Source organism: Duganella dendranthematis (assembly GCF_012849375.1).
GTDB lineage: Bacteria > Pseudomonadota > Gammaproteobacteria > Burkholderiales > Burkholderiaceae_D > Rugamonas > Rugamonas dendranthematis.
Genome location: NZ_CP051684.1, coordinates 5,349,350 through 5,375,775 on the forward strand (window position 1 = coordinate 5,349,350; position 26,426 = coordinate 5,375,775).

Consider the following 26,426-nt stretch of genomic DNA (forward strand, 5'->3'; position numbering starts at 1 on the left):
TTACTCCTTGATCAGCTGGTAGCCGAGGCGGTACACGGTTTGCAGGCAGGAGCGGCCGTCGGCGATGGTGCCGAGCTTGTGGCGCAGCGAACTCAGGTGGACGTCGATGTTACGGTCGAAGCGCGCCAGCGGACGGCCCAGGCCTTGCTCGGACAGGGTGTTCTTACTGACCGGGCGGCCGGCGTTACGTGCCAACACTTCCAGCAGATTGAATTCGGTACTGGTCAGTTCCAGCTTGTCGCCGGCCCAGGTGGCGCGGCGCTGCTCCGGCCACATGATCAGCTGGCCGACCGAGATGGCGGTCTGCTGGCTGTTGTCGGCCGGCGCGCTTTGCGCGCGGCGCAGGATGGCGCGGATGCGGGCGGTCAGCTCACGCGGCGTGCAGGGCTTGGCCACGTAGTCGTCGGCGCCCAGTTCCAGGCCGACGATGCGGTCGGTGTCGTCGCCGCGCCCGGTCAGCATCAGGATCGGCAACTGGCTGTTGGTGCGGATGCGGCGCAGGGTTTCCAGGCCGTTCATGCGCGGCATCATCACGTCGAGGATGGCGATCGCATACAGGCCGGTAAAGGCTTCGGCCGTGCCCGCCTCGCCGTCGTGAACGGCTTTGACGTCGAAGCCTTCCTGTTCCAGGTATTCCTTAAACATGCCCACCAGTTCGATGTCGTCGTCTATCAGCAGTACTTTGCTCTTCATTGCCGCGCTTTTCTTTAGATACAGATCGTCAATCATAACAGCCCGCATGCGGCTTTCGGCGCGGTTTTACCCCGATTTACAACGTATTGCCTGATGGGAATTGGATGTCAGATCATCATCTTTACGCAGATTTACGTTGCCCTAACGCCACTTAACGGTGCCGGCCCAGAAAATGATGGCTCACTACCAATCAAGGATCAGGGCATGAAAACATCAAAACAAAATGGTCGCAACATTCTGCTGGCCGCCGTCCTGGCGCTGCCGCTGTTGACGATGGGGGGCGCCGCCCGCGCCGACGAGACGACTAACGACCAGCCGCCACCGATGACGCAAGGCGATCATGGCCCGCGTGGCCCAGAAAGCGATGACCGTGGCCCAGGTGGTCCAGGCGGCCCGGATGGACAAGGCCCGCGTGGCGGCCCAGAGCGTGGCGGCCCGGATGGCGGCCCTGACCACGGTCCCGGCTTCGGCCCAGGTTTCGGCCCTGGCCGTCCACCATTCTTTCATGGTCTGGAACTGAGCGAAGCGCAGGAAGACAAGGTCTTCGCCATCCTGCACGCCGAAACCCCGTATCTGCGCGAACAAGGCAAAGCCGCTGCCAAGGCCCGTGCAGCGCTGCATGCGCTGGCCGGCGCCGACAAGTATGACGACGCCAAAGCCGCCGCCCTGGCCAAGGAAGCCGCCACCGCCGAAGCCAACATCGCCTTGCAGCGCGTGCGGACGCAACAGAAATTGCTGGCCGTGCTGACGCCGGAACAGCGCAAGAAGCAAGCGGACGACAAACCGCGCCATCCGCAGCGCGATTAACGTTTTTTGCAAAGCAGTGCCCGTAATGACCTCTAAACCAAATAAGCGGAGAATCGTATGTCAATCAGCGCCCTGAGTTCCAGCAGCGCTGCCAGCGCGCTCAGTTTCCTGAGCCGTCTGAGCAGCACCAACAGCGTCAGCAGCAGCAACGCCAGCAACGGCGCAGACAGCACCCAAGGTGTGCGTCCGCCGCCACCGCCACCGGACGGCGGCGACTTCGCCAACGCCATCGCCGAAGCGCTGAAGTCGATCGGTATCACCGACACCTCGTCGAGCAGCAGCTCCAGTTCCAGCAGCGACACCTCGACCGCGTCGACCACCACCGATAGCACCGACAGCACCACCACCGATGCCACTGATGTGGCGGCCGCGTTGGGCAGCTTCCTGCAAAGTCTGATGGGTGCGCTGCACGCGCAAAACGGCAGCAACGACGCGCCGCCGCCGTATAGCGAGCAGTCGGCTGGTGGCCAGGGTGGTCCGGGCAAGCTGGACTCCGACCTGCAAAGCCTGATCGCCAAGCTAAGCTCCGGCACTACCGATAGCACCAGCACCGACAGCAGCGATGGCGCCGACAGCAGCGATGCGGTCGACCAGCTGGAAAGCTCGTTTGCCAACCTGCTGGAAAAACTGGGCGTCAGCACCAGCGCTGGCACCGACACCACGGCCAGCACCGATAGCACCGACAGCAGCACCAGCACCTCCAGCAGCGACGCCACCAGCAAGCTGGAAGCCTTCCTGCAAGCCCTGTCGGCCAAGGTCGGCAATCACGGCAGCAGCGGCAACCTGGTCAACACCACGGTCTGACGCGCCACCAGTTGTATCCGCCGCCACGCCTTGCGCGTCGCGGCGGCTTTCTCACCCAAGCAGGAGCAGGTATGGATATCCACGACGAAATGCACGAACACAGCCTGGCCGAAGATCTGGCCGCAATGCTCAACCTGAACAGCGACCGTCGCCAGACGTTGCGCTGGCTGCTGGCTGGCGCCTCGACGCTGCCAATGATGGGTTGCGGTGGCGGTTCCGACAGCGCCAGCGGAACCACCAGCACCACCTCGGCCGCGACCACCACCACGCCGACGACGACCACGACAACCACCACTACGACGACCACGACCACCACGCCGACCGTCGGCTCGTGCTCGGTCATTCCGGAAGAGACCGGCGGCCCGTATCCGGCCGACGGCACCAACAGCACCAGCGCCGGCGTGGTCAACGTGCTGACGCAATCGGGCGTGGTGCGCAGCGACATTCGCAGCAGCTTCGGCAGCGCCAGTGGCACCGCGGCTGGCGTGCCGCTGACCATCAAGCTGCAAATCGTCAACGCTAACAACAACTGCGCGGCCTTGTCCGGCGCCGCCGTCTACCTGTGGCATTGCGACCGCGACGGCAACTACTCGCTGTATTCCAGCGGCGTCACCAACCAGAACTACCTGCGCGGCGTGCAGGAGACCGACAGCAGCGGCAACATCACCTTCACCACCATCTATCCGGGCTGCTATTCGGGCCGCGTGCCGCATGTGCACTTTGAGGTGTACCCGTCGCTGGCCAAGGCCACCACCGCGTCGAGCCGTATCAAGACCTCGCAGTTCACCTTCCCGGTGGCGACCAGCAATGAGGTGTATGCCACCACCGGCTACAGCGCCAGCGTCAAGAACCTGGCGGCGATCAGCTTTGCCACTGATAACGTCTTTAGCGATGGTTATTCGCTGCAGATGGCTACCATCACCGGCAACGCCACCGATGGCTATGTCGCCACGCTGACGGTGGCGGTTTCCGCCTGATCCGAAAGTCGCTTCCGCCGGCTCGCCGGCGCTGCTGACGTCGTTGGCAATGTATTTAAAAGAAAACAAAAAGGCAGCCGAAGCTGCCTTTTGTTGTTATTGCTTTACGCAATCCACGAAGTAACCGCGCTTGCCGTCCACCTCGCGCTTGACCAGGCCGTGGACGTCGGTCTCGAAGCCTGGGAAGCGTTCGTTGAAGTCGCGTGCGAAGCGCAGGTAGTCAACGATGGTCTTGTTGAAACGCTCGCCCGGAATCAGCAGCGGAATGCCCGGTGGATAAGGCGTCAGCAGGATCGAGGTGATGCGACCTTCCAGCTCGTCGATCGCCACACGCTCGATTTCGCGGTGCGCCATCTTGGCGAACGCGTCCGATGGCTTCATCGCCGGCACCATGTCCGACAGGTACATTTCGGTGGTCAGGCGGGCCACGTCGTAGGCCTTGTAGAAATCGTGGATCTGCTGGCACAAGTCGCGCAGGCCCATGGTTTCGTAGGTCGGATTGGCGGCCGCGAATTCCGGCAAAATGCGCCAGATCGGCTGGTTCTTGTCATAGTCGTCCTTGAACTGTTGCAGCGCGGTCAGCAGCGTGTTCCAGCGGCCCTTGGTAATGCCGATGGTGAACATGATGAAGAACGAGTACAGGCCGCACTTCTCAATGATCACGCCGTGCTCGGCCAGGTATTTGGTGACGATCGACGCCGGAATGCCGGTGTCGTCGAACTTGCCGTCCAGCGACAGGCCAGGGTTGACGATGGTGGCCTTGATCGGGTCCAGCATGTTGAAGCCCGGCGCCAGCTTGCCGAAGCCGTGCCAGTCGTCTTCCGCCTTGATGATCCAGTCTTCGCGCGTGCCGATGCCTTCTTCGGCGAACTCGTTCGGGCCCCATACCTTGAACCACCAGTCTTTGCCCCATTCGGCGTCGATCTTCTTCATGGCGCGGCGGAAGTCCAGCGCTTCCAGAATCGATTCTTCCACCAGCGCGGTGCCGCCCGGCGCTTCCATCATGGCGGCGGCGACGTCGCACGAGGCGATGATCGAGTATTGCGGCGAGGTCGAGGTGTGCATCAGGTAAGCCTCGTTGAAGGCGTCGCGGTCCAGCTTGACCGACTCCGATTCACGCACCAGCACTTGCGAGGCCTGAGACAGGCCGGCCAGCAGCTTGTGGGTCGACTGGGTCGAGAAGATCATCGACTCCTTGGCGCGCGGACGGTCCTTGCCGATCGCGTGCATATTCTTGTAGAAGTCGTGGAAGGTGGCGTGCGGCAACCAGGCTTCGTCGAAGTGCAGGGTATCGATCTGGCCGTCCAGCATTTCGCGCAGGGTCTCGACGTTGTACACCACGCCGTCGTAGGTCGACTGGGTGATGGTCAGGATGCGCGGCTTCTTGTTCACGGCTTCGCGGGCGAACGGGTTCGCCTCGATCTTGCGCATGATGGATTCCATCGTGAACTCTTCCAGCGGAATCGGACCGATGATGCCCAGGTGATTGCGGGTCGGCATCAGGAACACCGGAATCGCGCCGCACATGATGATCGAGTGCAGGATCGATTTGTGGCAATTGCGGTCCACCACCACGATGTCGCCCGGCGCCACGGTCGAGTGCCAGACCATTTTGTTCGAGGTCGAAGTACCGTTGGTGACGAAGTAGCAGTGGTCGGCGTTGAAGATGCGGGCGGCATTGCGCTCGGACTTCGCGACCGGACCGGTATGGTCCAGCAGCTGGCCCAGCTCTTCCACCGCGTTGCAGACGTCGGCGCGCAGCATGTTTTCACCGAAGAACTGGTGGAACATCTGGCCGATCGGCGATTTCAGGAACGCCACCCCGCCCGAGTGACCCGGGCAGTGCCACGAGTACGAACCGTCGTTGGCGTATTCCACCAGCGCGCGGAAGAACGGCGGCGCCAGGCCGTCCAGGTAGGACTTGGCTTCGCGGATAATGTGGCGCGCGACGAATTCCGGCGTATCTTCAAACATATGAATGAAGCCGTGCAGTTCGCGCAGGATGTCGTTCGGAATGTGACGCGAGGTGCGGGTTTCGCCGTACAGGTAGATCGGGATGTCGGCGTTTTTGTAGCGGATTTCTTCGACGAAGGCACGCAGCGACTTCAGCGCGGTGTCGGTGTCCTCCACCGAGCCGGTGCCGAATTCTTCATCATCGATCGACAGCACGAAGGCTGATGCGCGCGATTGCTGCTGGGCGAACTGGGCCAGGTCGCCGTAGCTGGTCACGCCCACCACTTCCATGCCTTCTTTTTCCATCGCATCGGCCAGGGCGCGAATGCCTAAACCGGACGTGTTCTCGGAACGGAAATCCTCGTCAATAATGACGATGGGGAAACGAAATTTCATGCATGTCTCCAAAAAAGCAAGCCGCCCCTGACAGGATGTGAAGGGGCGGACAGGGCGCGACCCCTCGGATGAACGGGCCGCCAAAAAATAAGAACGGGATTCTCGCAGAAATAGCGCGACTGCGGGAAAAAAATTATCGTACCAGAATGCATGAGTAGCATGACGCCGCCATGACAGGCGGCAATTGTTACTCAGCTAATGTTGCTTAGTGAACCAACCACGCCAGGCCGCCCAGCACCAGGCCGACACCGGCCACGCCGTACGCCAGACCCATCATCCACTTCTTGCGGGTCAGCAGGGTGATGGCGGCCAGCGAGATGGCGATCTGCTCGGCGGTGGTGGCCAGTGCCCACTGGTGATGCTTGTGCATGGCTTCGTCCGACTTCTCGTTCCATTGCTTGGACGATTCCTCGAACTTCTCTGCTTCCTTCTTGATGTCTTCCTTGTCGTGCTTGTAGCGGGCGGCATCGGCCTCGTAGCGCTTGGGATCGACGCCAGGCAAGGTCATGGCCAGTTCGGCCAGGTTCTGGCGGGCCGACTTGGCCTGGTAGTAATTCCAGCGGTTGGCCGCTTCAGTCTTGTCGATGGCGGCGTTGTTCTTGAACAGGGCGGCGTCGTTTTGCGTCGCGCCGCCGAGGTAGCCGAAGGCCGCGCCGACCGTGGCCAGGATGGCCGTCATGACGGCGATGTTGTTGGAAAAACCGTCGTTGCTATGGGCTGCGTGCTCGACTGCGTGGTCGTGCGGGCCGTGGACGTGAAAACCATCACCAGACATAAATATCCTCTTTAAAACTTAGGCCTTGCGGCGCAGGGTGACAAAAGCGTAGTGCAGACCGGATGTTTCGGAAACGTGTTCCTCGCGAGCGGTTTCCTGCCAGGCGGCGGCGTCGATCTCGGGGAAGAAAGCATCGCAGTCGAAGGTATGGGCGATTTGCGTAATAATCAACTCGCTGGCCAGTGGCAGCGATTGCTGGTAAATCTCGGCGCCGCCGATGACGAAGCCCTCGGCGCCGTCCAGCAGCGCGATGGCGGCGTTGATCGAGCCGACGGCTTCGACGCCGTCATGCGACCATTTATCGTTACGCGTAACGATAATGTTGCGGCGGTTCGGCAGCGGGCGGCCGATGGAGTCGAAAGTCTTGCGGCCCATGATGATCGGGTGGCCGGTGGTAGTGCGCTTGAAATGCGCCAGGTCTTCCGGCAGCTTCCACGGCAGCGTGTTGTTGATGCCGATGCCGCGCTGGGCGTCGGTGGCGACGATGATGGTGAGTTTGCTCATGATTCTCTATGCGGTAAAGAGGCGTCATTATCGTTGAAATTACGCGCGCGGGTGGCGTTTGCGCCTGTGCTTTTCGTTATACCGGTCGCGGCGCCAGTTGCGCCACCAGTCGCGGCAGCTGGTGTCACTGGTATTGCAGCTGGCGCACTCCAGCACCTGGCAGGCATCGCCCACCTCGCAGTGCGTGTGCGGCAGGTCGCACGGCAAGTCGCAATGACCGGCTTGTGCGCGGTAGCGCGCGCTGACGTGGCGCTGTGGCGAGTGGCGTTGGTGGACCTCCGCGCATGCCGACAGCCGGCGCTTGAGCAGCGCCAGTCCCGTCAGCAGTCCATGGCGGGCGATCACGCGCTTGCCGTATGCCGAGCAGCTGTCGCGTCCGGTATGGACGCCGAACGCGCAGGCGAAGCCCTTCAGCGGCGACAGGTAGCGCTGGTAGAACCAGATGGCTGCCAGTGCCAGGACTTTCATAGGTTGTGGTGGAAGTCCTGGATGTAGCGGGCCAGCGTCTGCGGCGCTTCCAGCGGCATCATGTGGCCGGTGCCTTCGCCCAGCATGTGCAGCTGGGCGCCGGGCCAGCTGGCAGCCAGTGCGCGGACGTCGTCGGCGGGCGCCAGATTGTCATGCTCGGCGCCGATGATCATGGCCGGGCAGCGCAGGGTGTGGACGCGGTCCATCAGCTCCGGGCGTTCGATGGTGCTGCGGAACTGCGCCAGCAGCACGTCCTTGCCGAGGTCCACGGCCATTTGTTGGATCACGCCGACGATGGCCGGATCGTCCAGGTGCGCCGGCGCGACGATTTCGCGCAGGCGCATCTGGGTCATGCCGGTGTAGTGGTTTTTTTCCAGCTGCGGAATGATGCGCAGGCGTGTGGCCTTTTCCTTGTCCAGCAGTTTTTTGCCGGCGCTGCCGATGATGGTCAGCGAGGCGACGCGCTCGGGCTGGGCCAGTGCGTACTCCATCGCCAGGTAAGCGCCGAGCGAGAAGCCAACCAGATGGGCCTGTGGCGCGCTGTGGGCGCCGATCAGCTCCAGCATCTGCTCGCGCGTTTGCGCCTTGTACAGCGGGACGTGGTTGAATTCAAAACCGTCGCCCAGCAGCGGCAGCAGCCGGCCCCACATGCGCTCATCGCACAGCGTGCCGGGGACGAAATCCAGCTGCGTCATACGGCCATGGCGGCGGTGATCGGGGCATGGTGCCGGTAGCCTTCCAGCGCGAAGTCGGTCGGCTCGATTTTTTCCAGCCACTCAGGTTCGTACTTGCCGGTCTGCGCGAGCGACGGCACGCGGTCGGCGATGATCAGCTGCGGCAGCGGGAACGGCTCGCGTTTGAGCTGCTCCTGCACCATGTCCATGTGGTTTTCGTAGATGTGCGCATCGCCGATGAAGTAGGTGAACCAGCGCGGCGTGTAGCCGGTCAGGCGGCCCACCAGATGCATCAGCGCCGCGCCTTCCGCTAGGTTGAATGGCGTGCCCAGACCGAGGTCGTTCGAGCGCACGTAGAGGCACATCGACAGCTCCTTGGTGGTCGGATTTGGCAGGAATTGATACAGCAGATGGCAGGCCGGCAGGGCGACGGCGTCCAGCACGGCAGGGTTCCAGCCGTGGAACAGGATGCGGCGGCTGCCGGGATTATTCACGATCGTGTCCAGGCACTCGCGCAGCTGGTCGATGGCTTTGTAGAGCAGCGCTTTCTGCACGCCGTCTTCTTCAATCGGCGCGACCACGGTAAAACCGTTCTTTTGCGCGTCGGCCAACTGGGCTTGCTGATCGGCGTCGATCACCTTGTAGCCTGGCCACTGGCGCCATTGCACGCCGTAGACCGGGCCCAGGTCGTCGGTGCCCTGGCGGTATGGATTGTCCAGCCATTGCTGGTTTTCGTTGGCGTTCTGGTCCCAGACCTTGCAGCCCAGCGCGCGGAAGTCGGCGGCGCTGCGCGAGGCGCGCAGGAAGGCGCACAACTCGCCCACCACGGATTTGAATGCCAGCTTCTTGGTCGTCACCGCAGGAAAACCCTTGGTCAGGTCGAAGCGCATCATCGCGCCCGGTACGCTCAGCGTGCGGATGCCGGTGCGGTTGTCCTGCCAGCTGCCGGTGTCGATGACGGTCTGGATCAATTCCTGGTATTGCTGCATTCAATTCTCCAACGTAGGGTGGCGCAAATATCCGTCATTCCCGCGCAGGCGGGAATCCATACTCGGCATGGGTTCCGCTGTTGCGGGAACGACGCAGGTGGTTATTTTAGCAGGGCCGGCGCCGGCTGCTCAACGCGGGCCTGGCTTGCCTTTGCGGCCGCCCGGCTTGGCGGTGGCACGGCCGTCGGAGCGGGCCTGCGATTTGGCGCCGCGCGCGCCGGTCACCACCACCGCGCCTTTTGGCGCACCGAAGTCTGCGCCTTTGCTGCGCGGCGGGGCGCTGCGTCCTGCTGGCGCGCTACCGGGCACGCGATCGCGGCTGGCCAACTTGCCGATTTTTTCCGGCGGCGTCCAGAAGCCCAGCGATTCGCTGCCGCCGGCAGGCCGTGCCTCACTTTTCGGAGGCGCCGGCTTTTTTGCCAGTGGCGGCGCGCCGACAGGGCGTTTGGCGGCGTTTGGCGGCGGCCCTTTGCGTGCTGGCGCGGCAGCACCTTTCGCCGACGTCTCCGGCACACGGTGGTCGGCTTCAAAACCCTGTTCTTCGAAACGCGGCACGGCCTGGCGCGTCAGCGTTTCGATCGCTTTCAGCACATCCACCTCGTCGGCGCACACCAGCGACACCGCTTCGCCCTCCATGCCCGCGCGGCCGGTGCGGCCAATGCGGTGAATGTAGTCTTCTGCCACGGACGGCAGGTCAAAGTTCACCACCAGCGGCAGCGCTTCGATATCCAGGCCGCGCGCCGCCACGTCGGTGGCGATCAGCAGCTGTACTTCCTTGCGCTTGAAGCGGTCCAGCGCGCGCAGGCGGGCCGGCTGCGTCTTGTCGCCGTGAATGGCGTCCGCCGTCAGGCCGTGGTCCAGTAATTCCTTGACCAGCGCTTCCGCGCCTTTGCGCGTCTTGACGAACACCAGCGCCTGCGTCCAAGCCAGCTTGTTCAGCAGATGCAGGAACAGCTCCGGCTTGCGGCGCTTGTCGGTGGTGACCAGCCACTGCTTGACCGATTTGACGGCCGTGTTGGCCGCTTCCACCTGAATCGACACCGGATCGCGCAGTAGGCCCTTGGCCAGCTTGCGAATCTCATCCGAGAAGGTGGCCGAGAACAGCAAGGTCTGGCGCTGCTTGGGCAGCGCCGCCAGCAGGATATCCAGATCGCGCTCAAAGCCCAGGTCCAGCATGCGGTCCGCCTCGTCCAGCACCAGCGTTTGCAGCAGTTCGAAACTGATGACGCCCTGGTCGTGCAAGTCGAGCAAACGGCCTGGCGTTGCCACCATCACGTCCAGACCCTTGCGCAGCTTGGTGATCTGCGGCTCGATCGCCACGCCGCCATAGGCTACAGCGCTGCGCAGCGGCAGGTTGCTGCCATAGCTGCGAAAGCTTTCGTAGACCTGTTCCGCCAGCTCGCGCGTCGGCACCAGCACCAGCGCGCGTACGCATTGCGGCGCGGTCGCGCCTTCCATCGTCAGCCGGTGCAGGATCGGCAGCGCGAAACCAGCGGTCTTGCCGGTACCGGTCTGCGCGGCCGCCATCACGTCACGGCCTGCCAGCACGGCGGGAATGGCTTGCTTTTGCACGGGCGTAGGCTGCTTGTAGCCCAGCGCGTCCAGCGTGCGAAGTAAGGGGGCGATCAGGCCGAGGGATTGGAAGGTCATGGTGTGGTCAGTCAAACAAAAGGGGCGCAGTATAGCCGGTTTATGCAGTCGCCAGCGCATCCGACCACAAGGCCAGGATCTCGCGCACGCGCTGATCGGACAGTGACAGCAGGTTGTCGCCGATGTACAGCTCGACCCAGCTGCGGTCCGGCAGCGCCGCATGATTGGCGCCGTTGAACAGCCACACGCCATGTTCCTGGGCGATGCGGCCGCGAATTTCCAGTGCCCGCTGGCGGCTCACCGGCAGGTAAATGTGCAGCATATTGGCGTGCGGCTTGGCCGGATTGGGCGTCAGCAGCGGATGGTCGCGCAGCGCTTCATACAGCCATTGCGTGCGTCGGAAGTAATCCGGCATCGCTGCCAGCCGCGCGTCGAACTGCATGGCGGCGGCCACCACATAGGGCGTACGCTGATACACATTGCCGCCTTGGCGGCGATACCACTCCTGCGCCTTGGCGACGAAGGCCGCGCTACCGGCCAGCATGGCGCCGCCCATGCCGCCGATGCCTTTGTATAGCGACACGTACACGCTGTCGAAACCCGCGGCTATGTCGCTGGCCGGGCGGCCGAAGGCGGCGCTGGTCTCCCACAGTCGCGCGCCGTCCATATGCAGGTGGATGCCGCGCTCGTTGCAATAGGCTTTGATGGCCGCCAGTTCGTCCCAGCTTGGGCACTGGCCGCCGATCTCGCGTGCTGGCAGTTCCAGCACGGCCGCGCCCAGTTGATCCGGGATGGCTTTCAGTTCGTCGAGCGTCCATGGACGATTTGGATCGCCGATCTGCAAGGCCTGGAAATGATCGAACAGCTGATGATTGCCGCGTTCATGCTTGAGGATGTGCGAGGTGGGATGCAGCGCCACCAGCTTGCTGCCGCGCTCCGCGCAGGCGATGCGCAGCGCGGTCGCTTGCGTCATGGTGCCGGTGATGCAGAATACCGCCGCCTCAAAACCCAGCAGGCGCGCGACTTTCGCCTCGAAATCCTGTATCAGCGCGCCGCTGCCGTAGACGTCATGCCTGACCTTGTGCGTTTCGCACCATTCGCCCATGGCGGCAAACAGCGCGGCAGGCGAGGGCGTGCGATGGCCGGGCAGGTGGCTGCGGCAATTGAGTTTAAGTTCTGCGTCGGTCACGGCGGTCTCCTGAAAGGCAGCATGTTACCACTTCGCCTTGTACTGCCCCACGTAGTCCGGCGACAGGGTGCCCATGATGCGGTCCCAGAACAGGAAATACCAGCTGAAGTTATAGCGCGCCTTGGCGTGGTGGATGTTGTGCGCGGTGGAGGTGTTGATCCAGCGGCCCAGCCAGTGGCCCGACAACCCGCGCGGATACAGCTCGTAGCCGAGATGCGTGTATACCGCATACACCGTGTTGATGATCGAGAAGGTGAAGATGGCCCAGCCGGTCATCGGCACGATCAGCAGGATTAACACCCCGGCGCCGCTGTCGACGATGGCTTCCAGTGGATTGACTGAGTAGGTCGACCATGGATTGGTGTTGGTTGAGCGATGGTGCGTGAGGTGGAACCAGCGGAACAGGCGGCGGTGGTGCATCAGCCGGTGAGTCCAATAAAAGTAAGTGTCCTGTACCACCATCGCCAGCAGGATGCTGAGGAAGAAGTACGGCCAGCCGTGATCCGCTATGCGCGGATAGAACTGCGTGTATTCGCCGAAGCCGAGCAGGAACAGCAACGGCAGGTAGCTGGAGAAGACGATGATGCTGCCGATGGAGGTGAACAGCTCGCGGCGGATTTGGGATGCCTCGACTGGCTTGTCCTGCAACGGCTTGCGTTTGCCGGGCCGTTTGCGCCACCACAGCCACAACGCGAAGAACGCGCCGGCGATCACCGCATAGTAGATTGCGGTTTGCTGAAGGCTGTTGAGTATTCGGTGCAGCAGCATGGCGTCTCCCGGTATTGGAAGACGCCATCATACGGTCGGCCTGCGCCAGCTGTGCTTATAAAATAATTAATGCGCTATGTGGACGTTGTGGAATTGCAGCGCCGCGAGGTTGGCGTAGATGCCGCCCAGCGCCACCAGCGACGCGTGCGTGCCGGTTTCGACGATCTTGCCGTCTTCCATAACGATGATGCGGTCGGCGCGCTGCACGGTCGCCAGGCGGTGCGCGATGATGACGGTGGTGCGGCCGACCATCGCCGCTTCCAGCGCGCTTTGCACCAGGCGTTCGGATTCCGCATCCAGCGCACTGGTGGCTTCGTCCAGCAGCAGCAGCGGTGGATTTTTCAGCAGTGCGCGCGCAATCGCGATGCGTTGACGCTGGCCGCCGGACAAGCGCACACCGCGCTCACCCAGGAAGGATTGATAGCCTTGCGGCAGGCGCTCGATGAATTCATGGGCGGCGGCCAGCTTGGCGACCTCGATCACTTCTTCATCGGTGGCGCCGGCGCGGCCGTAGCGGATGTTTTCCATGGCGTTGGCCGAGAAGATGATCGTATCCTGCGGCACGATGCCGATGGCGTCGCGCAGCGTGTGCAGGTCAAGCTGGGTGATGTCGACGCCATCCAGTTTGATGCTGCCGTGTTGCGGATCGTAGAAGCGCAGGAACAGCTGGAACAGCGTGGTCTTGCCAGCGCCGGAAGGACCGACCACCGCCACGGTTTCACCCGGCTGGATATCCAGCGATACGTGGTCGAGCGAGTTGGTCTCCGGCCGCGATGGATAGGAGAACATCACGTCGTTCAGCGTCAGTGCGGCGCCGTTGGCTGCGCGCGGTGGCAGCGCCAATGGTGTAACCGGCGATTGAATCTTGGATTTGACCGACATCAGTTCCAGCAGGCGCTCGGTGGCGCCGGCGGCGCGCTGCGCTTCGCCCATCACTTCGGACAGCGCGCCAATCGCACCGGCCACAATGGAGGCGTACAGGATGAACTGACCGAGGTCGCCGCCGGTCATTTCTCCCGACAGCACAGCGTGCGCGCCGAGCCACAGCACGAAGACGATGGCGCCGAACACCAGCACGATGGCCAGCATGGTGAGTACGGCGCGCGCGCGGATGCGGCGCATGGCGGTCTGGAACGCGCCTTCGACTGAATTGCCGAAGCGCTGCGATTCGATTTTCTCATGCGTGAAGGCCTGCACCGTCGGCATGGCGTTGAGGATTTCACCAGCCATGGCGGAAGCGTCGGCCACGCGGTCCTGCGAGTCGCGCGACAGCGTGCGCACGCGGCGGCCGTACATCACGATCGGCAGCACGGTGAGGATCAGCAGGCCGATGATGATGGCCGACAGTTTGGGACTGGTCACGAACAGCATCGCCAGGCCGCCGATAAACAGCAGCACGTTCCGCAAGGCCATCGAGATGCTGGTGCCCACCACCGACTGAATCAGCGTGGTGTCGGTGGTGATGCGCGACAGGACTTCGCCGGTCTGCGTGGTCTCGAAGAATTCCGGGCTTTGCGTGACGACGTGCTTGTAGACGGCGCTGCGGATGTCGGCGGTCACGCGTTCGCCCAGCCAGGAGACGGTGTAGAAGCGCGCCGCCGTGGCCAACGCCAGGATGGTGGCGAGGCCGAACAGCGCCAGGAACACCAGGTCGACGTGCTGGATGCTGCGCGTGCCGGCACCGCCGAATCCGAGGTCGATCATCTGCTTGAAGGCGGCGGGAATGGCCAGCGTGGAGGCGGCGGCCACCACCAGCGCAACGCCGGCCATGGCGAACTGGCGCTTGTACGGCGCCAGGAATGGCCCTAGTTCGCGCAAGGTGGCAAGGCTGCCTTTTTTAAGTTCACGGGATGCGTTCGGTGCAGCGGCGGTTGGCGTGCTGGCGGTGGTGCTATTGGTCATCGTGTGGCTGCGGTTACGTGAATATACTTGTTATGACGTCTGGTACGGCTTTATATTGTGCTTACAATTTCATGGCGCTGACGTAGCCCGTCAGTTCCAGATAGGCGCGGCCGATACGCTTGCCGTCACGGTTCAGCGTGACCGCGCCTTCCCAGTACACCGCGCCGACAGACCGGCGCGAATCGAGCTCCTGGTCGTCCTGCAGCGGCACCACGTCCCATACTGTGCCGCCGGTGGTGAGCCGGGTGGCGACCGGATATTCGGCATTGGTGCGCGGTGAACGCCACCTGCGTTGCGGGCTAAAACTGACCTGGTCAGGCGCGAACTGCGTGATCTTACCGGATGCGTCGCGCCATGTCGCGTGCGCCCATAGTTTAGCACCTGTCTTGCTTCTGATCTGGAATGCCATCAATGCACCGCCGTCATCGAGGTTGGCGCCGATCCAATCCCAGCCGCTGGCGTCTGGATCGACGTACTCGCTGAACCACTCGTGATCGAGCCACGCGCTGCCGGTGACGGCGACCGGCTTGCCGTTGCGGGTAACATTGCCGCTCACTTGCAGGTGCGGTTCGCTGTAGTAGTAGCTGGCCTGGCCCGGGCGCGGGCCCTTGCGCGAGTAGCCGCGTTGATCTTCCGGCATCACGGCCTGGCCAGGGGTCAGTTTGATGTCATATTTGAACTGCGCGCTGTCGACATGGACGGTGTAGCTGCCGTCGGCGGCGCGCACCATGTGCCAGTCTTCCAGCTTGACGTTGGTGTCGCCGGTTTTGGCGTAGGACAGGCCGAAGCCTTCGCGCGCGGAGCGCTGGTCGTGCAGTAGTTTGCCGTTGGCCGGGTCGGATACAGCGGCGTGGCCGATGATCAGCTGCTTGGGCGCGAACTGGCTCGGGTTATCGCGGTCGTGCGTGGTGGCGCTGCGGAAGAAGGTGACCTGGAAGCCGAGCGGCTTGCCGTCCGGCGTATCGAGCCAGCCGGTGACGTACCACCATTCGGTTTTGAATTCGGGATGGGCGCCGTAGTCCTTGGGGAAGGACAGCGCGGCGCCGGCCGGTAGCGGCGTGACGGTCGCAAATTCCGGCGCGGCGGCATATACCGGCAACGACAGCGCGAACGCCAGCGTGACTGCGACGAGGCGGAGCAAGCGGATGAACATTACCAGTCCTCCCTGACGGCGCGTATCGGCCCGCCGGACAGCGCCTGGCGCCCAGCCAGCAGCGCGGTAAGCGCGGCGGCGGCCAGTAGCAGGCCGGCCACGGTGGCCAGCAGCGGCCATGGCATGTGCAGTTGCATGGTCCAGTGGAAGGACTGCGGGTTGACGACGAAGACTAGGATCAGGCTAATCACCCATCCCAGCGCGAAACCGGTAACGATGCCGAGCGCCGTCAGCGAGCCACCTTCGATCGCCAGGATCGACAGCACCTGGCGGCGCGTGACGCCGACGTGGCGCAGCATGCCGAATTCCTTGGCGCGCGCCAGCGTTTGCGCCGAGAAGGTGGCGGCTACGCCAAACAAGCCGATGACGATGGCGATCGCCTCCAGCAGATAGGTGATGGCGAAGCTGCGGTCAAATATCTTCATGCTCATGGCGCGGATTTCCGATGGTTCGCTGGCTGTCAGCGCGGCGGCGAACGGTAACTGTTTCAGTGCCTTGATGGTGTCTTCCGGCCGGCTGCCGGGCTTGAGCGTGAGCGCCACTCCGCTGGCTTCCTGTTCGCCGGTGATGGCGCGGTAGTCGCTTAGCCGCATCTGGATGGTGCCGGTTGGGCGGGCATAATCGCGCCAGACACCGGCTACGAGGAAGGCGCGCGGCGCGCCGGCAAGGGGCAGTTCGATGCGCTGGCCTACCTTCATGCCGTACAAATCGACCATGGCTTCCGATACCCATACCGGCGGCGGTCCGCCCGCTGCGGGTAGTTGCGTGGCACCGACGATAGCCAGCGTGCGTCCGGGATTGGCCGCATCCACGGTGCGCGCCATCAGCGTGACGGGCGGACGGCCCGGCGCGAGGGCGACGGAGCGCGTGGTCAGGAAGTCGGCTTTGGCGACGCCGGGTAGCGCGGCCACCGCCGCCTGCTCCTGCGGCCGCAAACCTGCCGTGGCGCCGCCGCTGGCGGTGCTGACGTAGATGTCGGCTGGCAGGATGTGCAGCAGCCAGTCGTCCAGCGACACGCGGAAGCTGGCGACCATGATGGCCATGGCGACCATCAGGCTGAAACTGGATAGTACGCCGCCCAGCGCAATGCCGGCCTGGCTGGAGGCGTTGGCGAGGCGCGATAAGGTGAGCGTCATGACGGCCGATGCATCGGGCTTGCCGGCGATGGCCGCGCTCCAGCGCCGGTGCGCGAAGCGGAATACGCTGGCGGCCAGGCGCGGCATCAGGCCGATGGCGCCAATCAGCAGCAGGGCGATGGATACGTAGCCGAACAGCGGCAGTTCGAATATCGGTGGCGCTTGCGACAGCAGCGCGGCCAAGGCGATGCACGCCAGCGACGGCCAGGCGCGCGACAGGCGTGACATCGCGGCTTCTTCGCTGCCGGATTTGAGGGCGATGGCTGGCTTGGCGCGGGCGGCGTCCAGTGCCGGCGCGGCGCAGCCCAGGAGCGCGACGGCCACGCCCAGTGCGAAGTAGACGGCGGCGGCTACCGGCGTGAATTGCACTTGCGGGCGCACACCGGAGAAAAAGCCGGCGCCAAGGTCGGCGCCCATGAAGTGCAGCGCGGCGGCGGCCAGGCCGTAGCCTGCGGCGATGCCGATGGCGGAACCGGCGATGCCGAGGCATAGGCCTTCGAGCAGGATCTGGCGCAGCAGGCGTTGGCGGTCCATGCCCAGCACGCGCAGCAGCGCGAACTGGCTGCGGCGGCGGATCACGGACAGCGCTTGCGTCGAGAAAACGAGGAAGGCGCCGGTGAACAGCGCGACCAGAGCCAGCACGGTGAGGTTGACGCGGTAGGCGCGGCTCATGCTCTCGTTGCTGTTGTTTTGCTCGCCGTCGTTAGGCTGGTTGACGCGGAAGCGGCCGGGATAGCGGGCTTGCAGATCTTTTTCCAGTTGGGCTTTGAAGGCTTCTCGGTTGACGCCATCGCGCAGTTTGAGGTCAATGCGCGAGAGTTGACCGAGTTTTGCGAAGCGCCATTGGGCGGCGCCGATGTCCATCACCGCGATGCGCTGGCCGGCGCGGGCGGCAGGCAGGGAGCCGGCCACGCGCAGTTTGATCTGACTGGTGCCGACTTGCAGCGTGACGGCGTTGGCTTGCGGTTGCAGCCATTGCTGGGCGGCTGCCGACAGAAACAGGGCGTCGTCGGCGAGGGTGTCGTTGATGTTGTTGTCAGTCGGCGTGCCGACCAGCTCCGGCGAGATGTAGCTGGCGCGAAAGGCGTCGGTGCCGATGATTTTGAGGGCGGTGCGCTGGCCGGGAACGGAGGCGTCGAATTCCAGCACGGGGGAGGCGACGACTACGCCGTCCCGTTGCGCCAGTGCCGGGTAGATGGCTTCGTCGAAGAATGGCTCGGTGCTGCGTACCTGGACGTCGGCGAGGCCGGACAGGCCCTTGACGGCGGCGGAAAATTCGTTGAAGGCGGCGGCGTTGATCAGGTGGATGGCAAAACCGAGCGAGATGCCGACCGCAATCGCGGCAATCGCCACCAAGGCCCGCACCGGATGCGCGCGCCATTCTCCCAGCAGCAGCCAGCGTGAAAGCCGGCGCATTGACGCCGCCGTGTCGGAGGGCGTGTGCAGCGGCGTTGCGTTGGCGCGGACGCCGCCGACGTGTTCCGGCGGCGCGACGGGTGCTGGTGCGGGCGCGTGGTCGGACATTAGCGGGGACACTCCAGCGTCATGGCTTCGCCGGCGCGTTGAGCGCGGAGGCGGGCTGCTTCGGTGGCTTGGCCGGTGGCGCGGCGGGCGTCTTCGTCGGCCCAGCGTTTGTTCAGTTTGAGCTTGTCGCACTTCTTGCGCTGCACGGCGGCGGCTTGCGACACGCGGGCCGCATCGCGTTCGTCACGCTCTTCTCGCTTGAGACGCTCCTTTTCCAGAGCGTCGGCCTGTTTTTGCTGGCGGCGCAACGCGGTGGCCGCAGCCGCATCACGCGGCGGCGCGGCCGGCGCCTCCAGCGTGGAAGCGTCTGCACCAGCAGGACACGGCGCATCGCTGTAAGTCGTCTTGCCATCCGCCTTGCACTTGTAGACGGTTTGCGCGTACGCCATCAGCGTGGCAGCCCACAGCACCACAACGATCAGCAGTTTCATGTCAGCCTCGGTCAAAGGATTTTCCCGGGATTCATGATACCCAGCGGATCCAATGCCGCTTTGATGGCTCGCATCATATTCAGCTCTACCGCCGACTTGTAGTGCGCCAGCTCGTCGCGTTTCAACGCGCCAATGCCATGTTCGGCCGAAATCGAACCGCCAAACGACACCACGCTGTCGTGCACTACGCGGTTGACCTTCAGTTGGTTCGCCAGGAAGTCCTCGTTTGAAATTCCCACCGGTGGCGCCACGTTGTAATGCAGGTTGCCGTCGCCGAGATGGCCGAAGCACACTAGCTGACAACCCGGAAAAGCCGCATCCAGCAACGGCCCGGTAACGGCGATGAAGTCCGCAATGCGCGACACCGGCAGCGAAATATCGTGCTTGATGTTCTTGCCCACTTTGGCCTGCGCCAGCGGAATATGCTCGCGCAATTGCCATAAGCCAGCCGACTGCGCCACCGACGTCGCGACCACTGCATCATTGATCACGTCACGCTCCAGCGCCGCGCCGATCGCCTGTTCCAGCAGCCCAACGGCATGCTGCTCCGACTCGCTGCTGCTCAACTCCAGCAGCACGTACTGCGGATGCGGCGTGGCGAAAGGCTTGGGCAGTTGCGGAAACTGCTCGGCCACCAGCTCCAGGCAGTAGCGCGACATCAGCTCAAAGCCGGTCAGGCTGGAGCCGCAGTAGTCCTGCATCAGCACCAGCAACTGCTGTGCAGCGGCTGGCGACGGCAGCGCCGCCAGCGCCGTGATGCTGGCCTTCGGCTGCGGATACAGCTTGAGCACCGCACCGGTAATGATGCCCAGCGTGCCCTCGGCGCCGATGAACAGGTCACGCAAATCGTAGCCGGTATTATCCTTGCGCAGACCACGCAAGCCGCTCCAGACCTCGCCCTGCGGCGTGACCACTTCCAGCCCGAGGCACAATTCACGCGTGTTCCCGTAGCGCAGAACCGCCGTGCCGCCCGCATTGGTCGACAGATTACCGCCGATGGTGCAGCTGCCTTCCGCCGCCAGCGACAGCGGGAACAAGCAGTCCTCGGCCGCTGCAGCTTCCTGGATTTGTTGGAGTATGCAGCCTGCATCCACCGTCATGGTGCGGTTGACCGGATCGATCTGGCGAATGTTATTTAGCCGCGCCAGCGACAGCACCACCTGCGCCCCGCTGGCATCCGGCACGCTGCCCAGCACCAGTCCCGTGTTGCCGCCCTGCGGCACTAGCGCCACTCGATGCGACACGCACGCGCGCACCAGCGCCGCCACTTGCTCCACCGAGCCAGGACGCAGCACCGCCAGCGCCTTGCCGGTAAAGCGTCCGCGCCAGTCGGTGAGGAAGGGCCCCATATCGGCCGGCGCGTCGAGCACATAAGCGTCGCCGACGATGGCGCGGCATTGCATAAGGAAGTCCATCATTTGACCGTGTTGACCTTGATCTTGTCCAGCAGCTCCCGCGCCATCTTTTTCGCGGCGCGCTTGTACGGACGCAGATACAGCACCGCGCACACAAAGTAGACGCAGACCACCGCCGCCTCGCCCCAGCCCAGCCACGCCGACAACGAGCCGATATCGCTCCAGCCGCGCACCACGCCTTCGGTGAAGTACAGCAGGATCATCATCGAGGTCCATTGCAGCGTGTAGATGTCACGCTTGTAGACGCCATACAGCGGCAGCAGCAGCGGTACTGCCTTCAGCACCAGCCACGAACCGCCCGGCTTTAGCGGCGCCAGCACCATCTCCCACAACACACACAAGATAATCAACGTCACCAGGCTGCCGATGGCGCCCCAGTGAAAATACTTCTGCATTGTGGTTTCCATGGCGCTTATCCGGGTTTATGCGTTAAGTTTGACTGCTGTTTCGGCCAGCCGCTTGCCCATTGCGATGGCCAGGCGTTTCTCGTCTTCAGTGATGACCTTCTTGCCGTCGAGGCCAGACCAATGGCTGGCGCCATACGGCGTGCCGCCGCTGGAAGTAGTCATCAGTTCAGGATTGGTGTAGGGCAGGCCGAGCACCATCAGGCCATGATGGAACAGCGGGATCATCATCGACAACAGCGTCGACTCCTGGCCGCCATGCAGGCTGCCGGTCGAGGTAAACACGCAGGCCGGCTTGCCAGCCAGGGTGCCGGACAGCCACTGGCTGGCGGTACCGTCCCAGAAATACTTCATCGCCGCCGCCATGTTGCCGAAGCGGGTAGGCGAGCCAACCGCGATGCCGGCGCATTCGGTCAGGTCGTCCAATTCAACGTAAGGCGCACCGCCGGCCGGTACTTCCGGCTCCGTGGCTTCGGTCACGGTGGACACCGCCGGCACCGTGCGCAAGCGCGCATCGCAACCCGGCACGCTCTCGATTCCCTGGGCGATCAGCTCCGCTAATTTGCGGGTGGCGCCATGGCGAGAGTAAAACAGTACAAGAATAGTCAGATTAGGATGGTTCATCGGCGTTATTATAGGGCGCTTTAGCGGATGGCATCATTGCCACTGTTGTAATACGATAGCGTCCATGTACCAAAAATATATTCGTCCCGTTTTCTCTTATCTCTTCCGCACCTGCCGCAGCGGCGTCCAGACCGTCCGGTCGCTGTCCTGGCCGGAGGTGCGGGATCTGTTCCTGTTCGCCCGCCGCCGGTTGCAGGAGGAGAGCGTGCCGCAGGTGGCCGGCAGCCTGACCTTCACCACGGTGTTCGCGCTGGTGCCGCTGCTGACCATCGCGCTGGCTATCTTCACCACGTTCCCGATCTTTAACACCTTCCGTAGTTCGCTGGAGGCGTACTTTGTGCAAAGCGTGATGCCGAAGACGATTTCCAGCACCATTCTTAACTACCTGACCATGTTCGCGTCCAAGGCCACGCGGCTGTCGGCGGTGGGGGCGGTGGCGCTGATCTTCACCTCGATCGCCATGATGAACCTGATCGAGCGCGTGTTCAACCGCATCTGGCGGGTGCGCGGCCAGCGTTCGTGGACCAAGCGCATTCTGGTCTACTGGGCGCTAATTTCGCTCGGACCGCTGCTCATCGGTGTCTCGCTGACGCTGTCGTCGCAGGTGTTCATGGCCACCAGCGACCTGGTTGGCGATGTGCCGATCCTCGGTGCGCTGATTTACACCGTGCTGTCGTTCACGCTGACCATGGCCACCTTTACGCTGCTGTACGTCGTGGTGCCGAACCGCGACGTCGACTGGCACGACGCCGCGTGGGGCGGGCTGGTGGCCGGCCTGGCGTTTGAAATCGCCAAGCGCGGTTTCGCCATTTTCATCACGCAGTTCCCGACTTATTCCAAGATTTACGGCGCGCTGGCGGCTTTGCCGCTGTTCCTGTTGTGGGTCTACGTGTCGTGGATGATTACCTTGTTCGGCGCCTTGCTGACGGCCGCTCTGCCGGTGGTGAAGTATGAGCGCTGGTGGCACGAGGCGCAGCCGGGCGGCGAGTTTGTCGACGCCATGGCGATCCTGCGCGTGCTGCACGTGGCCTCGATGTGCGGCGATACGGCGCTGGTCAGCTCAGGGCAGATCCGCGAACGCACGCGCCTGGGCTTTGATGAAATGGACAATCTGCTGGAACGCATGGTGGCGGAAGGCTGGGTAGGCCGGGTGCCGGTGGCCGCGCCGCCGCGCGTCCAGTGGGGCAAGCGGGTCAGCGATGGCGCCGACAACTGGGTCATCCTCGCCAATACCGACAAACTGACGCTGGCCGAAGTCTACCGCCTGTTCGTCTTTGCTGGCATGCCGGTCAACGCCGGCGTGGTCGCGGATGGCGACGATGAGCGCGACCTGCAGGCCGCGCGCGAAGCCGCCTCGCTGGCGCGCGAGGTGGAAACTGCGGTGGAATCAGGCCTGGGCAAGACCCTGGCCGACCACTTCGGTCCTATCGACTGCCGATAAAGCCGGCCAGTGCGCTGCTCACGGCGCGCGGCTGCTCGGCCATCATCGCGTGGCCGGCTTCCAGTGTCACGGTTTGGGCGTGCGGGATGGCTTCGATCAGCCGGCGCGCGGCCTTGGATGGCGTCATGACGTCTCCCGCGCCGAAGATGAACAGGGTAGGGCAGCGCACCGCACGGGCGGCGATTTCGCCGTTGTCGTAGGCGTTGCAGGCGGCGAGGTCGGTGTACAGCAGTTGCGCGGGATTGGCGGCCGCCAGGCGTAGCATCAACTGGCGCAAGGTGTCGGTGTCTGCATAGCCTTGCGCGTGCGACCATTTAGTCACCATGTCGATGGCGCGGGTTTCGTCGTTGCGCGCGGTGTCCAGCAGCGCTTGCGCTACTTTCATTGGGAAGGCGGCGCCCAGCAGGGCCAGATGCGTGACGCGCTGCGGCGCCTTGCTGGCGACTTCCAGCGCGATCAGGGAACCCATGCTGTGGCCCACCAGCGCTGCGTGTTGCACGCCGGCTGCGTCCAGCGTGGCGAGCAGCCAGTCGGCCATGGCCGTCACGCCGGCCAGCGCCGGACCAGTATCGGGGCCGTGGCCCGGCAGGTCAATCGCGAGGATGGGATAGCCCAGATCCGCAAGGTGGCGGCTTTGCGCTGTCCACACGGTATGGTCGTTCAGCGCGCCGTGGATAAAAACCACTGTAGGCATATGCAGCATGTCGGTCTCCGTTTTTTGCGGCTATCCTACAGTAATACGCACCAAGACAAGAATGTTATGTTTTGCTTATCCGAAGCACTGGCTTTTTTGGCGGGCATACGCTACATTCGCAACAAGGCTTAGAACAACTAGAACTCCCATTCACAGAGCGCATATCAGCGAACAGGACGGCCCAACATGAAAGTCTCCGAAATTCTGCAAGTTAAAGGTTCCATCCTTTACACCATCTCCCCCGATCAACCGCTGGTGGACGCCGCCAACACCATGGCCGAGAAAGACATCGGCTCGCTGGTGGTCATGGAATTTGGCGATCTGGTGGGCATGCTCACGTTCCGCGAAGTGCTGCGGGCGCTGCATGACAATCAGGGCACTGTGGGCGGCGGCACGGTCCGCAAGCATATGGATGACCACCCGATTACCGTGACGCCGGACACGGAAGTCAACGAGGTGCGCCGCATCATGCTGGAAAAGCACGCGCGCTACCTGCCGGTGATGAACGCCAAAACCATCCTGGGCGTGATTTCGTTCTACGACGTTGCGCGCGCGGTGCTGGAAGCGCAAAGTTTTGAAAATCGCATGCTCAAAGCCTATATCCGCGACTGGCCGGCCGAAGCCGAACAAGCCGCGGATTAGTCACCGTATCAAGCGGCGCCCTCCAGGGCGTCGTTGCTGAGCCAGACGTCCAGTGCGGCGGCCGTCATCGGCCGGGCGAACAGGAATCCCTGCGCCAACGGGCAACCCAGCGCTTGCAGGATCTGCGCCTGGCGCTCGTCTTCCACACCCTCTGCGATCACCGCCAGGCCCAGGTTGCGGCCCAGCTGGATCACCATTTCCGCAATGCTGCTGCCGCGCGCCGAACCGGTAATCTCGGTGACGAACGCGCGGTCGATCTTCAGACGGTCGATTTGCAGCCGCTGCAAGTAGGACAGCGACGAGAAGCCGGTGCCGAAGTCGTCGATGGCGATGCTGACGCCGGTCTGCTTGATCTGGCCCAGCATCTTGATCAGCAAGTCCGGCTCTTCCATGGCCATCGATTCGGTGATTTCCAGCTCGATGTTTTGAGGTGGTGCGCCGGTGTCTTCCAGCGCGCGCTTCAGCATGTCGAGGAACAGCGGATGGCGGAACTGTACCTGCGAGACGTTAATCGACATCATGAAGTCGTGATGGCCGGCCTTGCGTAGGTCCACCAATTCGCGGCAGGCGGTGCGCATCACCCACTCGCCGAGGTCGATAATCAGGCCGGAATACTCGGCAATCGGGATGAAGCGGTCGGGCGAGATGAACTTGCCGTCCGGCGTTTGCCAGCGCAGCAGCGCCTCGGCGCCGACCGGCCGGCGCGTGGTCAGGTCGATCTGCGGCTGGTACACCACAAACAGCTGGTTCTGGCCGAAGGCCGTGCGCAGCGCGTGCATCATGCGCACCCGTTCGCGGATTTCCACGCCCATCGAGCGCGAGAAGTAGAAGTGGCCGGCGCGCTGTTGCGACTTGGCACGCTTGAGCGCAATGTCGGCGTCTTTCAGCGCATCGGCGCCGCTGCCTTCGTGCTCATTCAGGCGCACCAGGCCCAGCGTGGCGGACAGTTGCACGTCCTGGCCGTCGATGCTGAAGGCGCGCTGAAACAGCGCCAGGATATTGCCCGGATTGACCTGGGCCGAATCGCCCAGCACGCAGAAAATGTCGCCGCCGATGCGGGCCACGGTCACCCGTTCGCCCAGCTCGGTTTGCAGGCGGCCGGCGACGGCGACCAGCAGCAGGTCGCCGAACTGGTGGCCGAGGGCATCGTTGGTTTCGGCAAAGTGGTCGAGATCGACCAGCGACAAGGTGGCCTCGTCGCGCGCCGGACCGGCTAGCGTGGCGTCGAGGATTTCCACCAGCCGGGTACGGTTGGGCAGCTTGGACAACTGGTCATAGAACGCCGCGTTATGCAGGTGAGTGACCAGTTCGACGTTGTCGAGGCCGACTGCGACGTTGCTGCAGAACACTTCCAGCAGGCGCTCGTCGATTTCGGTCGGCGCCCGTTTGACTTCAAGGAAGCCGACGAAGTCGCGGCTGGCCTTGCCGGCGAAGTAGAGCGTGATGTAATCCGGGCCGTAGATGTTGCGCCGTTGCGCCAGCGCCAGTTCCAGCGCTTCATGGATACGCTGGTCTTCGCGCACGGTTAGCGTGATATTGCTCAGGTGGCGGAAGGTGCCGGCACTGGCCATCACCATCAGCTCGTGGCAGCCGTCGTCCGGGCATTCCTGCACGCACAGCACGCCATTGGCTTCGCAGCCCAGCAGGTCGCCGATTTGCGCCAGCACGCCGGCCGCAAAGTTCTGCACGCCGTGTAGCGCCATCAGTTGCGTGCTGGCGTGGACGATCTGGTTCAGGCCGCGGCGGCTGTCGTTGATCTTGCGGATCTGCTCGTAGGAGCGGATCGCCGCCGTCACCGTGGTGAACAGCTTGATGCGGGTCAGCTCGGACTTGGTCTTGTAATCGTTGATGTCGAAGTCGCGGATGGCGTCGATTTCCGGCGCGTAGCCGGGCTGGCCAGTGCGCAGGATGATACGCACATCGTGCAGTTTCAGCGTTTCGCGGATGTAGCGCACCAGGTGCAGGCCGGCGTCGTCTTGCTCCATGACCACGTCCAGCAGGATGACGGCAATCTCCGCCTCATGCTTGAGCATTTCGCGCGCTTGCCCGGCCGAGTAGGCGTGGACAAATTCCAACGGCCTGTGCTGCATGTCGAGATTACCGAGCGCAAAGGTGGTGGTCGAGTGGACGTCTTCGTCGTCGTCGATGATCATGACACGCCACACGTTGCGGCCGCCCGGGGCTGCTGGCGCTGCCGGATGCTCTTCTAAGAATACCAAATCGTCTTGATCATCCTTGGACTGCTCAAGGGGTGTGACCGGTGGGGCATGTGTAGCTTCTCCAGGATTACTCGGTGTTCTTGCGTTCAAGTATATAGCGAATTGTCAAAATGAATGCGGTTTTCCAGCGCTTTCAGTAGCCGCCCGGGCGCCGGCAGGCAAGCCGTGTTCAACTTGCAGCATACTTGTATCAAAAGAATGATATTTTACCAAGCGAAACTTGCTTTGTGGAAATTATTGTGTGGGCTGCCCGC

Annotated in this window: 24 protein-coding genes; 5 read left to right on the forward strand and 19 right to left on the reverse strand. The window is 63.4% G+C overall.

What is annotated here, in order from left to right; all coding sequences use genetic code 11:
- Entirely contained in the window at window positions 1-693 is a 693-nt protein-coding gene (locus tag HH213_RS24540; RefSeq protein ID WP_110848074.1) for a response regulator transcription factor, read from the reverse strand.
- A gap of 204 nt (window positions 694-897) precedes the next feature.
- Between HH213_RS24540 and HH213_RS24545 the strand changes: the two genes are divergently transcribed.
- The 3 genes from HH213_RS24545 to HH213_RS24555 all read left to right on the forward strand — a co-directional run bounded on the left by HH213_RS24545 (window position 898) and on the right by HH213_RS24555 (window position 3,281).
- Complete coding sequence (locus tag HH213_RS24545; protein ID WP_169113986.1) at window positions 898-1,500, forward strand: periplasmic heavy metal sensor; 603 nt, start codon at window positions 898-900, stop codon at window positions 1,498-1,500.
- A 57-nt stretch (window positions 1,501-1,557) separates the two neighbouring features.
- A complete protein-coding gene (locus HH213_RS24550; RefSeq protein ID WP_169113987.1) occupies window positions 1,558-2,304 on the forward strand; it encodes a hypothetical protein in 747 nt (248 codons plus the stop codon).
- Window positions 2,305-2,375: 71 nt separating this feature from the next.
- Complete coding sequence (locus tag HH213_RS24555) at window positions 2,376-3,281, forward strand: intradiol ring-cleavage dioxygenase (protein ID WP_169113988.1); 906 nt, start codon at window positions 2,376-2,378, stop codon at window positions 3,279-3,281.
- Between the two features lie 96 nt (window positions 3,282-3,377).
- Here the strand turns inward: HH213_RS24555 and HH213_RS24560 are convergent, their stop codons facing one another.
- From HH213_RS24560 to wrbA, 16 genes are all read right to left on the reverse strand, one after another.
- Window positions 3,378-5,630 carry an arginine/lysine/ornithine decarboxylase gene (locus tag HH213_RS24560; protein WP_110847703.1) on the reverse strand — a complete coding sequence of 751 codons (2,253 nt, stop codon included), beginning with the start codon at window positions 5,628-5,630 and terminating at the stop codon, window positions 3,378-3,380.
- Between the two features lie 205 nt (window positions 5,631-5,835).
- Complete coding sequence (locus HH213_RS24565) at window positions 5,836-6,405, reverse strand: DUF4337 domain-containing protein (RefSeq protein ID WP_110847704.1); 570 nt, start codon at window positions 6,403-6,405, stop codon at window positions 5,836-5,838.
- A gap of 18 nt (window positions 6,406-6,423) precedes the next feature.
- Window positions 6,424-6,909: a dihydrofolate reductase gene (locus HH213_RS24570; protein ID WP_169113989.1), complete on the reverse strand. Its 486-nt coding sequence runs from the start codon at window positions 6,907-6,909 to the stop codon at window positions 6,424-6,426.
- 39 nt (window positions 6,910-6,948) lie between these two features.
- Complete coding sequence (yidD, locus tag HH213_RS24575; RefSeq protein WP_169113990.1) at window positions 6,949-7,377, reverse strand: membrane protein insertion efficiency factor YidD; 429 nt, start codon at window positions 7,375-7,377, stop codon at window positions 6,949-6,951.
- Window positions 7,374-8,072 carry an alpha/beta fold hydrolase gene (locus HH213_RS24580; protein WP_169113991.1) on the reverse strand — a complete coding sequence of 233 codons (699 nt, stop codon included), beginning with the start codon at window positions 8,070-8,072 and terminating at the stop codon, window positions 7,374-7,376. The genes yidD and HH213_RS24580 overlap by 4 nt, the downstream gene beginning before the upstream one ends.
- Window positions 8,069-9,040, reverse strand: coding sequence for a thymidylate synthase (locus HH213_RS24585; protein ID WP_169113992.1), 972 nt, complete (start codon window positions 9,038-9,040; stop codon window positions 8,069-8,071). Before HH213_RS24585 ends, HH213_RS24580 begins: the two co-directional genes overlap by 4 nt.
- A 129-nt stretch (window positions 9,041-9,169) precedes the next feature.
- Window positions 9,170-10,690 (reverse strand): DEAD/DEAH box helicase, encoded by a 1,521-nt coding sequence (locus tag HH213_RS24590; RefSeq protein WP_169113993.1) that lies wholly within the window; start codon window positions 10,688-10,690, stop codon window positions 9,170-9,172.
- A 40-nt stretch (window positions 10,691-10,730) separates the two neighbouring features.
- On the reverse strand, window positions 10,731-11,819 hold the full coding sequence (locus HH213_RS24595) for a threonine aldolase family protein (RefSeq protein WP_174864431.1): 1,089 nt from the start codon (window positions 11,817-11,819) through the stop codon (window positions 10,731-10,733).
- Window positions 11,820-11,843: 24 nt separating this feature from the next.
- Window positions 11,844-12,587, reverse strand: a complete 744-nt coding sequence (locus HH213_RS24600) for a sterol desaturase family protein (protein WP_169113994.1) — start codon at window positions 12,585-12,587, stop codon at window positions 11,844-11,846.
- A gap of 66 nt (window positions 12,588-12,653) precedes the next feature.
- Window positions 12,654-14,489 carry an ABC transporter transmembrane domain-containing protein gene (locus HH213_RS24605; RefSeq protein WP_169113995.1) on the reverse strand — a complete coding sequence of 612 codons (1,836 nt, stop codon included), beginning with the start codon at window positions 14,487-14,489 and terminating at the stop codon, window positions 12,654-12,656.
- A gap of 61 nt (window positions 14,490-14,550) precedes the next feature.
- Window positions 14,551-15,642 (reverse strand): lipocalin-like domain-containing protein, encoded by a 1,092-nt coding sequence (locus HH213_RS24610; protein WP_169113996.1) that lies wholly within the window; start codon window positions 15,640-15,642, stop codon window positions 14,551-14,553.
- Window positions 15,642-18,194: an FtsX-like permease family protein gene (locus tag HH213_RS24615; protein ID WP_169115375.1), complete on the reverse strand. Its 2,553-nt coding sequence runs from the start codon at window positions 18,192-18,194 to the stop codon at window positions 15,642-15,644. The genes HH213_RS24610 and HH213_RS24615 overlap by 1 nt, the downstream gene beginning before the upstream one ends.
- Window positions 18,195-18,301: 107 nt before the next feature.
- Window positions 18,302-18,733, reverse strand: a complete 432-nt coding sequence (locus HH213_RS24620) for a DUF4124 domain-containing protein (protein ID WP_169113997.1) — start codon at window positions 18,731-18,733, stop codon at window positions 18,302-18,304.
- A gap of 11 nt (window positions 18,734-18,744) precedes the next feature.
- On the reverse strand, window positions 18,745-20,151 hold the full coding sequence (locus tag HH213_RS24625) for an FAD-binding oxidoreductase (protein WP_169113998.1): 1,407 nt from the start codon (window positions 20,149-20,151) through the stop codon (window positions 18,745-18,747).
- Window positions 20,148-20,555 carry a DUF2069 domain-containing protein gene (locus tag HH213_RS24630; RefSeq protein WP_110847715.1) on the reverse strand — a complete coding sequence of 136 codons (408 nt, stop codon included), beginning with the start codon at window positions 20,553-20,555 and terminating at the stop codon, window positions 20,148-20,150. The genes HH213_RS24625 and HH213_RS24630 overlap by 4 nt, the downstream gene beginning before the upstream one ends.
- Before the next feature lie 15 nt (window positions 20,556-20,570).
- Window positions 20,571-21,176, reverse strand: a complete 606-nt coding sequence (gene wrbA, locus HH213_RS24635) for an NAD(P)H:quinone oxidoreductase (RefSeq protein WP_169113999.1) — start codon at window positions 21,174-21,176, stop codon at window positions 20,571-20,573.
- 64 nt (window positions 21,177-21,240) lie between these two features.
- Here wrbA and HH213_RS24640 point away from each other — a divergent pair, with 64 nt between their 5' ends.
- On the forward strand, window positions 21,241-22,617 hold the full coding sequence (locus HH213_RS24640; RefSeq protein WP_169114000.1) for a YihY family inner membrane protein: 1,377 nt from the start codon (window positions 21,241-21,243) through the stop codon (window positions 22,615-22,617).
- On the opposite strand, the gene HH213_RS24645 is transcribed toward HH213_RS24640, so the two are convergent.
- Complete coding sequence (locus HH213_RS24645) at window positions 22,601-23,320, reverse strand: alpha/beta fold hydrolase (RefSeq protein ID WP_169114001.1); 720 nt, start codon at window positions 23,318-23,320, stop codon at window positions 22,601-22,603. The genes HH213_RS24640 and HH213_RS24645 overlap by 17 nt on opposite strands.
- 177 nt (window positions 23,321-23,497) lie before the next feature.
- Between HH213_RS24645 and HH213_RS24650 the strand changes: the two genes are divergently transcribed.
- Complete coding sequence (locus tag HH213_RS24650) at window positions 23,498-23,953, forward strand: CBS domain-containing protein (protein WP_110847719.1); 456 nt, start codon at window positions 23,498-23,500, stop codon at window positions 23,951-23,953.
- Window positions 23,954-23,961: 8 nt separating this feature from the next.
- Here HH213_RS24650 and HH213_RS24655 read toward each other — a convergent pair whose 3' ends face one another.
- The gene (locus tag HH213_RS24655) at window positions 23,962-26,106 is read right to left on the reverse strand and encodes a putative bifunctional diguanylate cyclase/phosphodiesterase (protein ID WP_229263141.1); all 2,145 of its coding nucleotides are present in this window, start codon (window positions 26,104-26,106) and stop codon (window positions 23,962-23,964) included.
- Window positions 26,107-26,426 lie beyond the last annotated feature (320 nt).

Coding starts and splice junctions, on each gene's coding strand:
- HH213_RS24565 (WP_110847704.1), bottom strand. CDS start 6,405: ATGTCTGGTGATGGTTTTCACGTCCACGGCCCGCACGACCACGCAGTC.
- HH213_RS24650 (WP_110847719.1), top strand. CDS start 23,498: ATGAAAGTCTCCGAAATTCTGCAAGTTAAAGGTTCCATCCTTTACACC.
- HH213_RS24555 (WP_169113988.1), top strand. CDS start 2,376: ATGGATATCCACGACGAAATGCACGAACACAGCCTGGCCGAAGATCTG.
- HH213_RS24580 (WP_169113991.1), bottom strand. CDS start 8,072: ATGACGCAGCTGGATTTCGTCCCCGGCACGCTGTGCGATGAGCGCATG.
- HH213_RS24590 (WP_169113993.1), bottom strand. CDS start 10,690: ATGACCTTCCAATCCCTCGGCCTGATCGCCCCCTTACTTCGCACGCTG.
- yidD (WP_169113990.1), bottom strand. CDS start 7,377: ATGAAAGTCCTGGCACTGGCAGCCATCTGGTTCTACCAGCGCTACCTG.
- HH213_RS24560 (WP_110847703.1), bottom strand. CDS start 5,630: ATGAAATTTCGTTTCCCCATCGTCATTATTGACGAGGATTTCCGTTCC.
- HH213_RS24620 (WP_169113997.1), bottom strand. CDS start 18,733: ATGAAACTGCTGATCGTTGTGGTGCTGTGGGCTGCCACGCTGATGGCG.
- HH213_RS24550 (WP_169113987.1), top strand. CDS start 1,558: ATGTCAATCAGCGCCCTGAGTTCCAGCAGCGCTGCCAGCGCGCTCAGT.
- HH213_RS24610 (WP_169113996.1), bottom strand. CDS start 15,642: ATGTTCATCCGCTTGCTCCGCCTCGTCGCAGTCACGCTGGCGTTCGCG.
- HH213_RS24600 (WP_169113994.1), bottom strand. CDS start 12,587: ATGCTGCTGCACCGAATACTCAACAGCCTTCAGCAAACCGCAATCTAC.
- HH213_RS24615 (WP_169115375.1), bottom strand. CDS start 18,194: ATGCGCCGGCTTTCACGCTGGCTGCTGCTGGGAGAATGGCGCGCGCAT.
- HH213_RS24640 (WP_169114000.1), top strand. CDS start 21,241: ATGTACCAAAAATATATTCGTCCCGTTTTCTCTTATCTCTTCCGCACC.
- HH213_RS24625 (WP_169113998.1), bottom strand. CDS start 20,151: ATGATGGACTTCCTTATGCAATGCCGCGCCATCGTCGGCGACGCTTAT.
- HH213_RS24630 (WP_110847715.1), bottom strand. CDS start 20,555: ATGGAAACCACAATGCAGAAGTATTTTCACTGGGGCGCCATCGGCAGC.
- HH213_RS24540 (WP_110848074.1), bottom strand. CDS start 693: ATGAAGAGCAAAGTACTGCTGATAGACGACGACATCGAACTGGTGGGC.
- HH213_RS24585 (WP_169113992.1), bottom strand. CDS start 9,040: ATGCAGCAATACCAGGAATTGATCCAGACCGTCATCGACACCGGCAGC.
- wrbA (WP_169113999.1), bottom strand. CDS start 21,176: ATGAACCATCCTAATCTGACTATTCTTGTACTGTTTTACTCTCGCCAT.
- HH213_RS24645 (WP_169114001.1), bottom strand. CDS start 23,320: ATGCTGCATATGCCTACAGTGGTTTTTATCCACGGCGCGCTGAACGAC.
- HH213_RS24570 (WP_169113989.1), bottom strand. CDS start 6,909: ATGAGCAAACTCACCATCATCGTCGCCACCGACGCCCAGCGCGGCATC.
- HH213_RS24545 (WP_169113986.1), top strand. CDS start 898: ATGAAAACATCAAAACAAAATGGTCGCAACATTCTGCTGGCCGCCGTC.
- HH213_RS24655 (WP_229263141.1), bottom strand. CDS start 26,106: ATGATCATCGACGACGACGAAGACGTCCACTCGACCACCACCTTTGCG.
- HH213_RS24605 (WP_169113995.1), bottom strand. CDS start 14,489: ATGACCAATAGCACCACCGCCAGCACGCCAACCGCCGCTGCACCGAAC.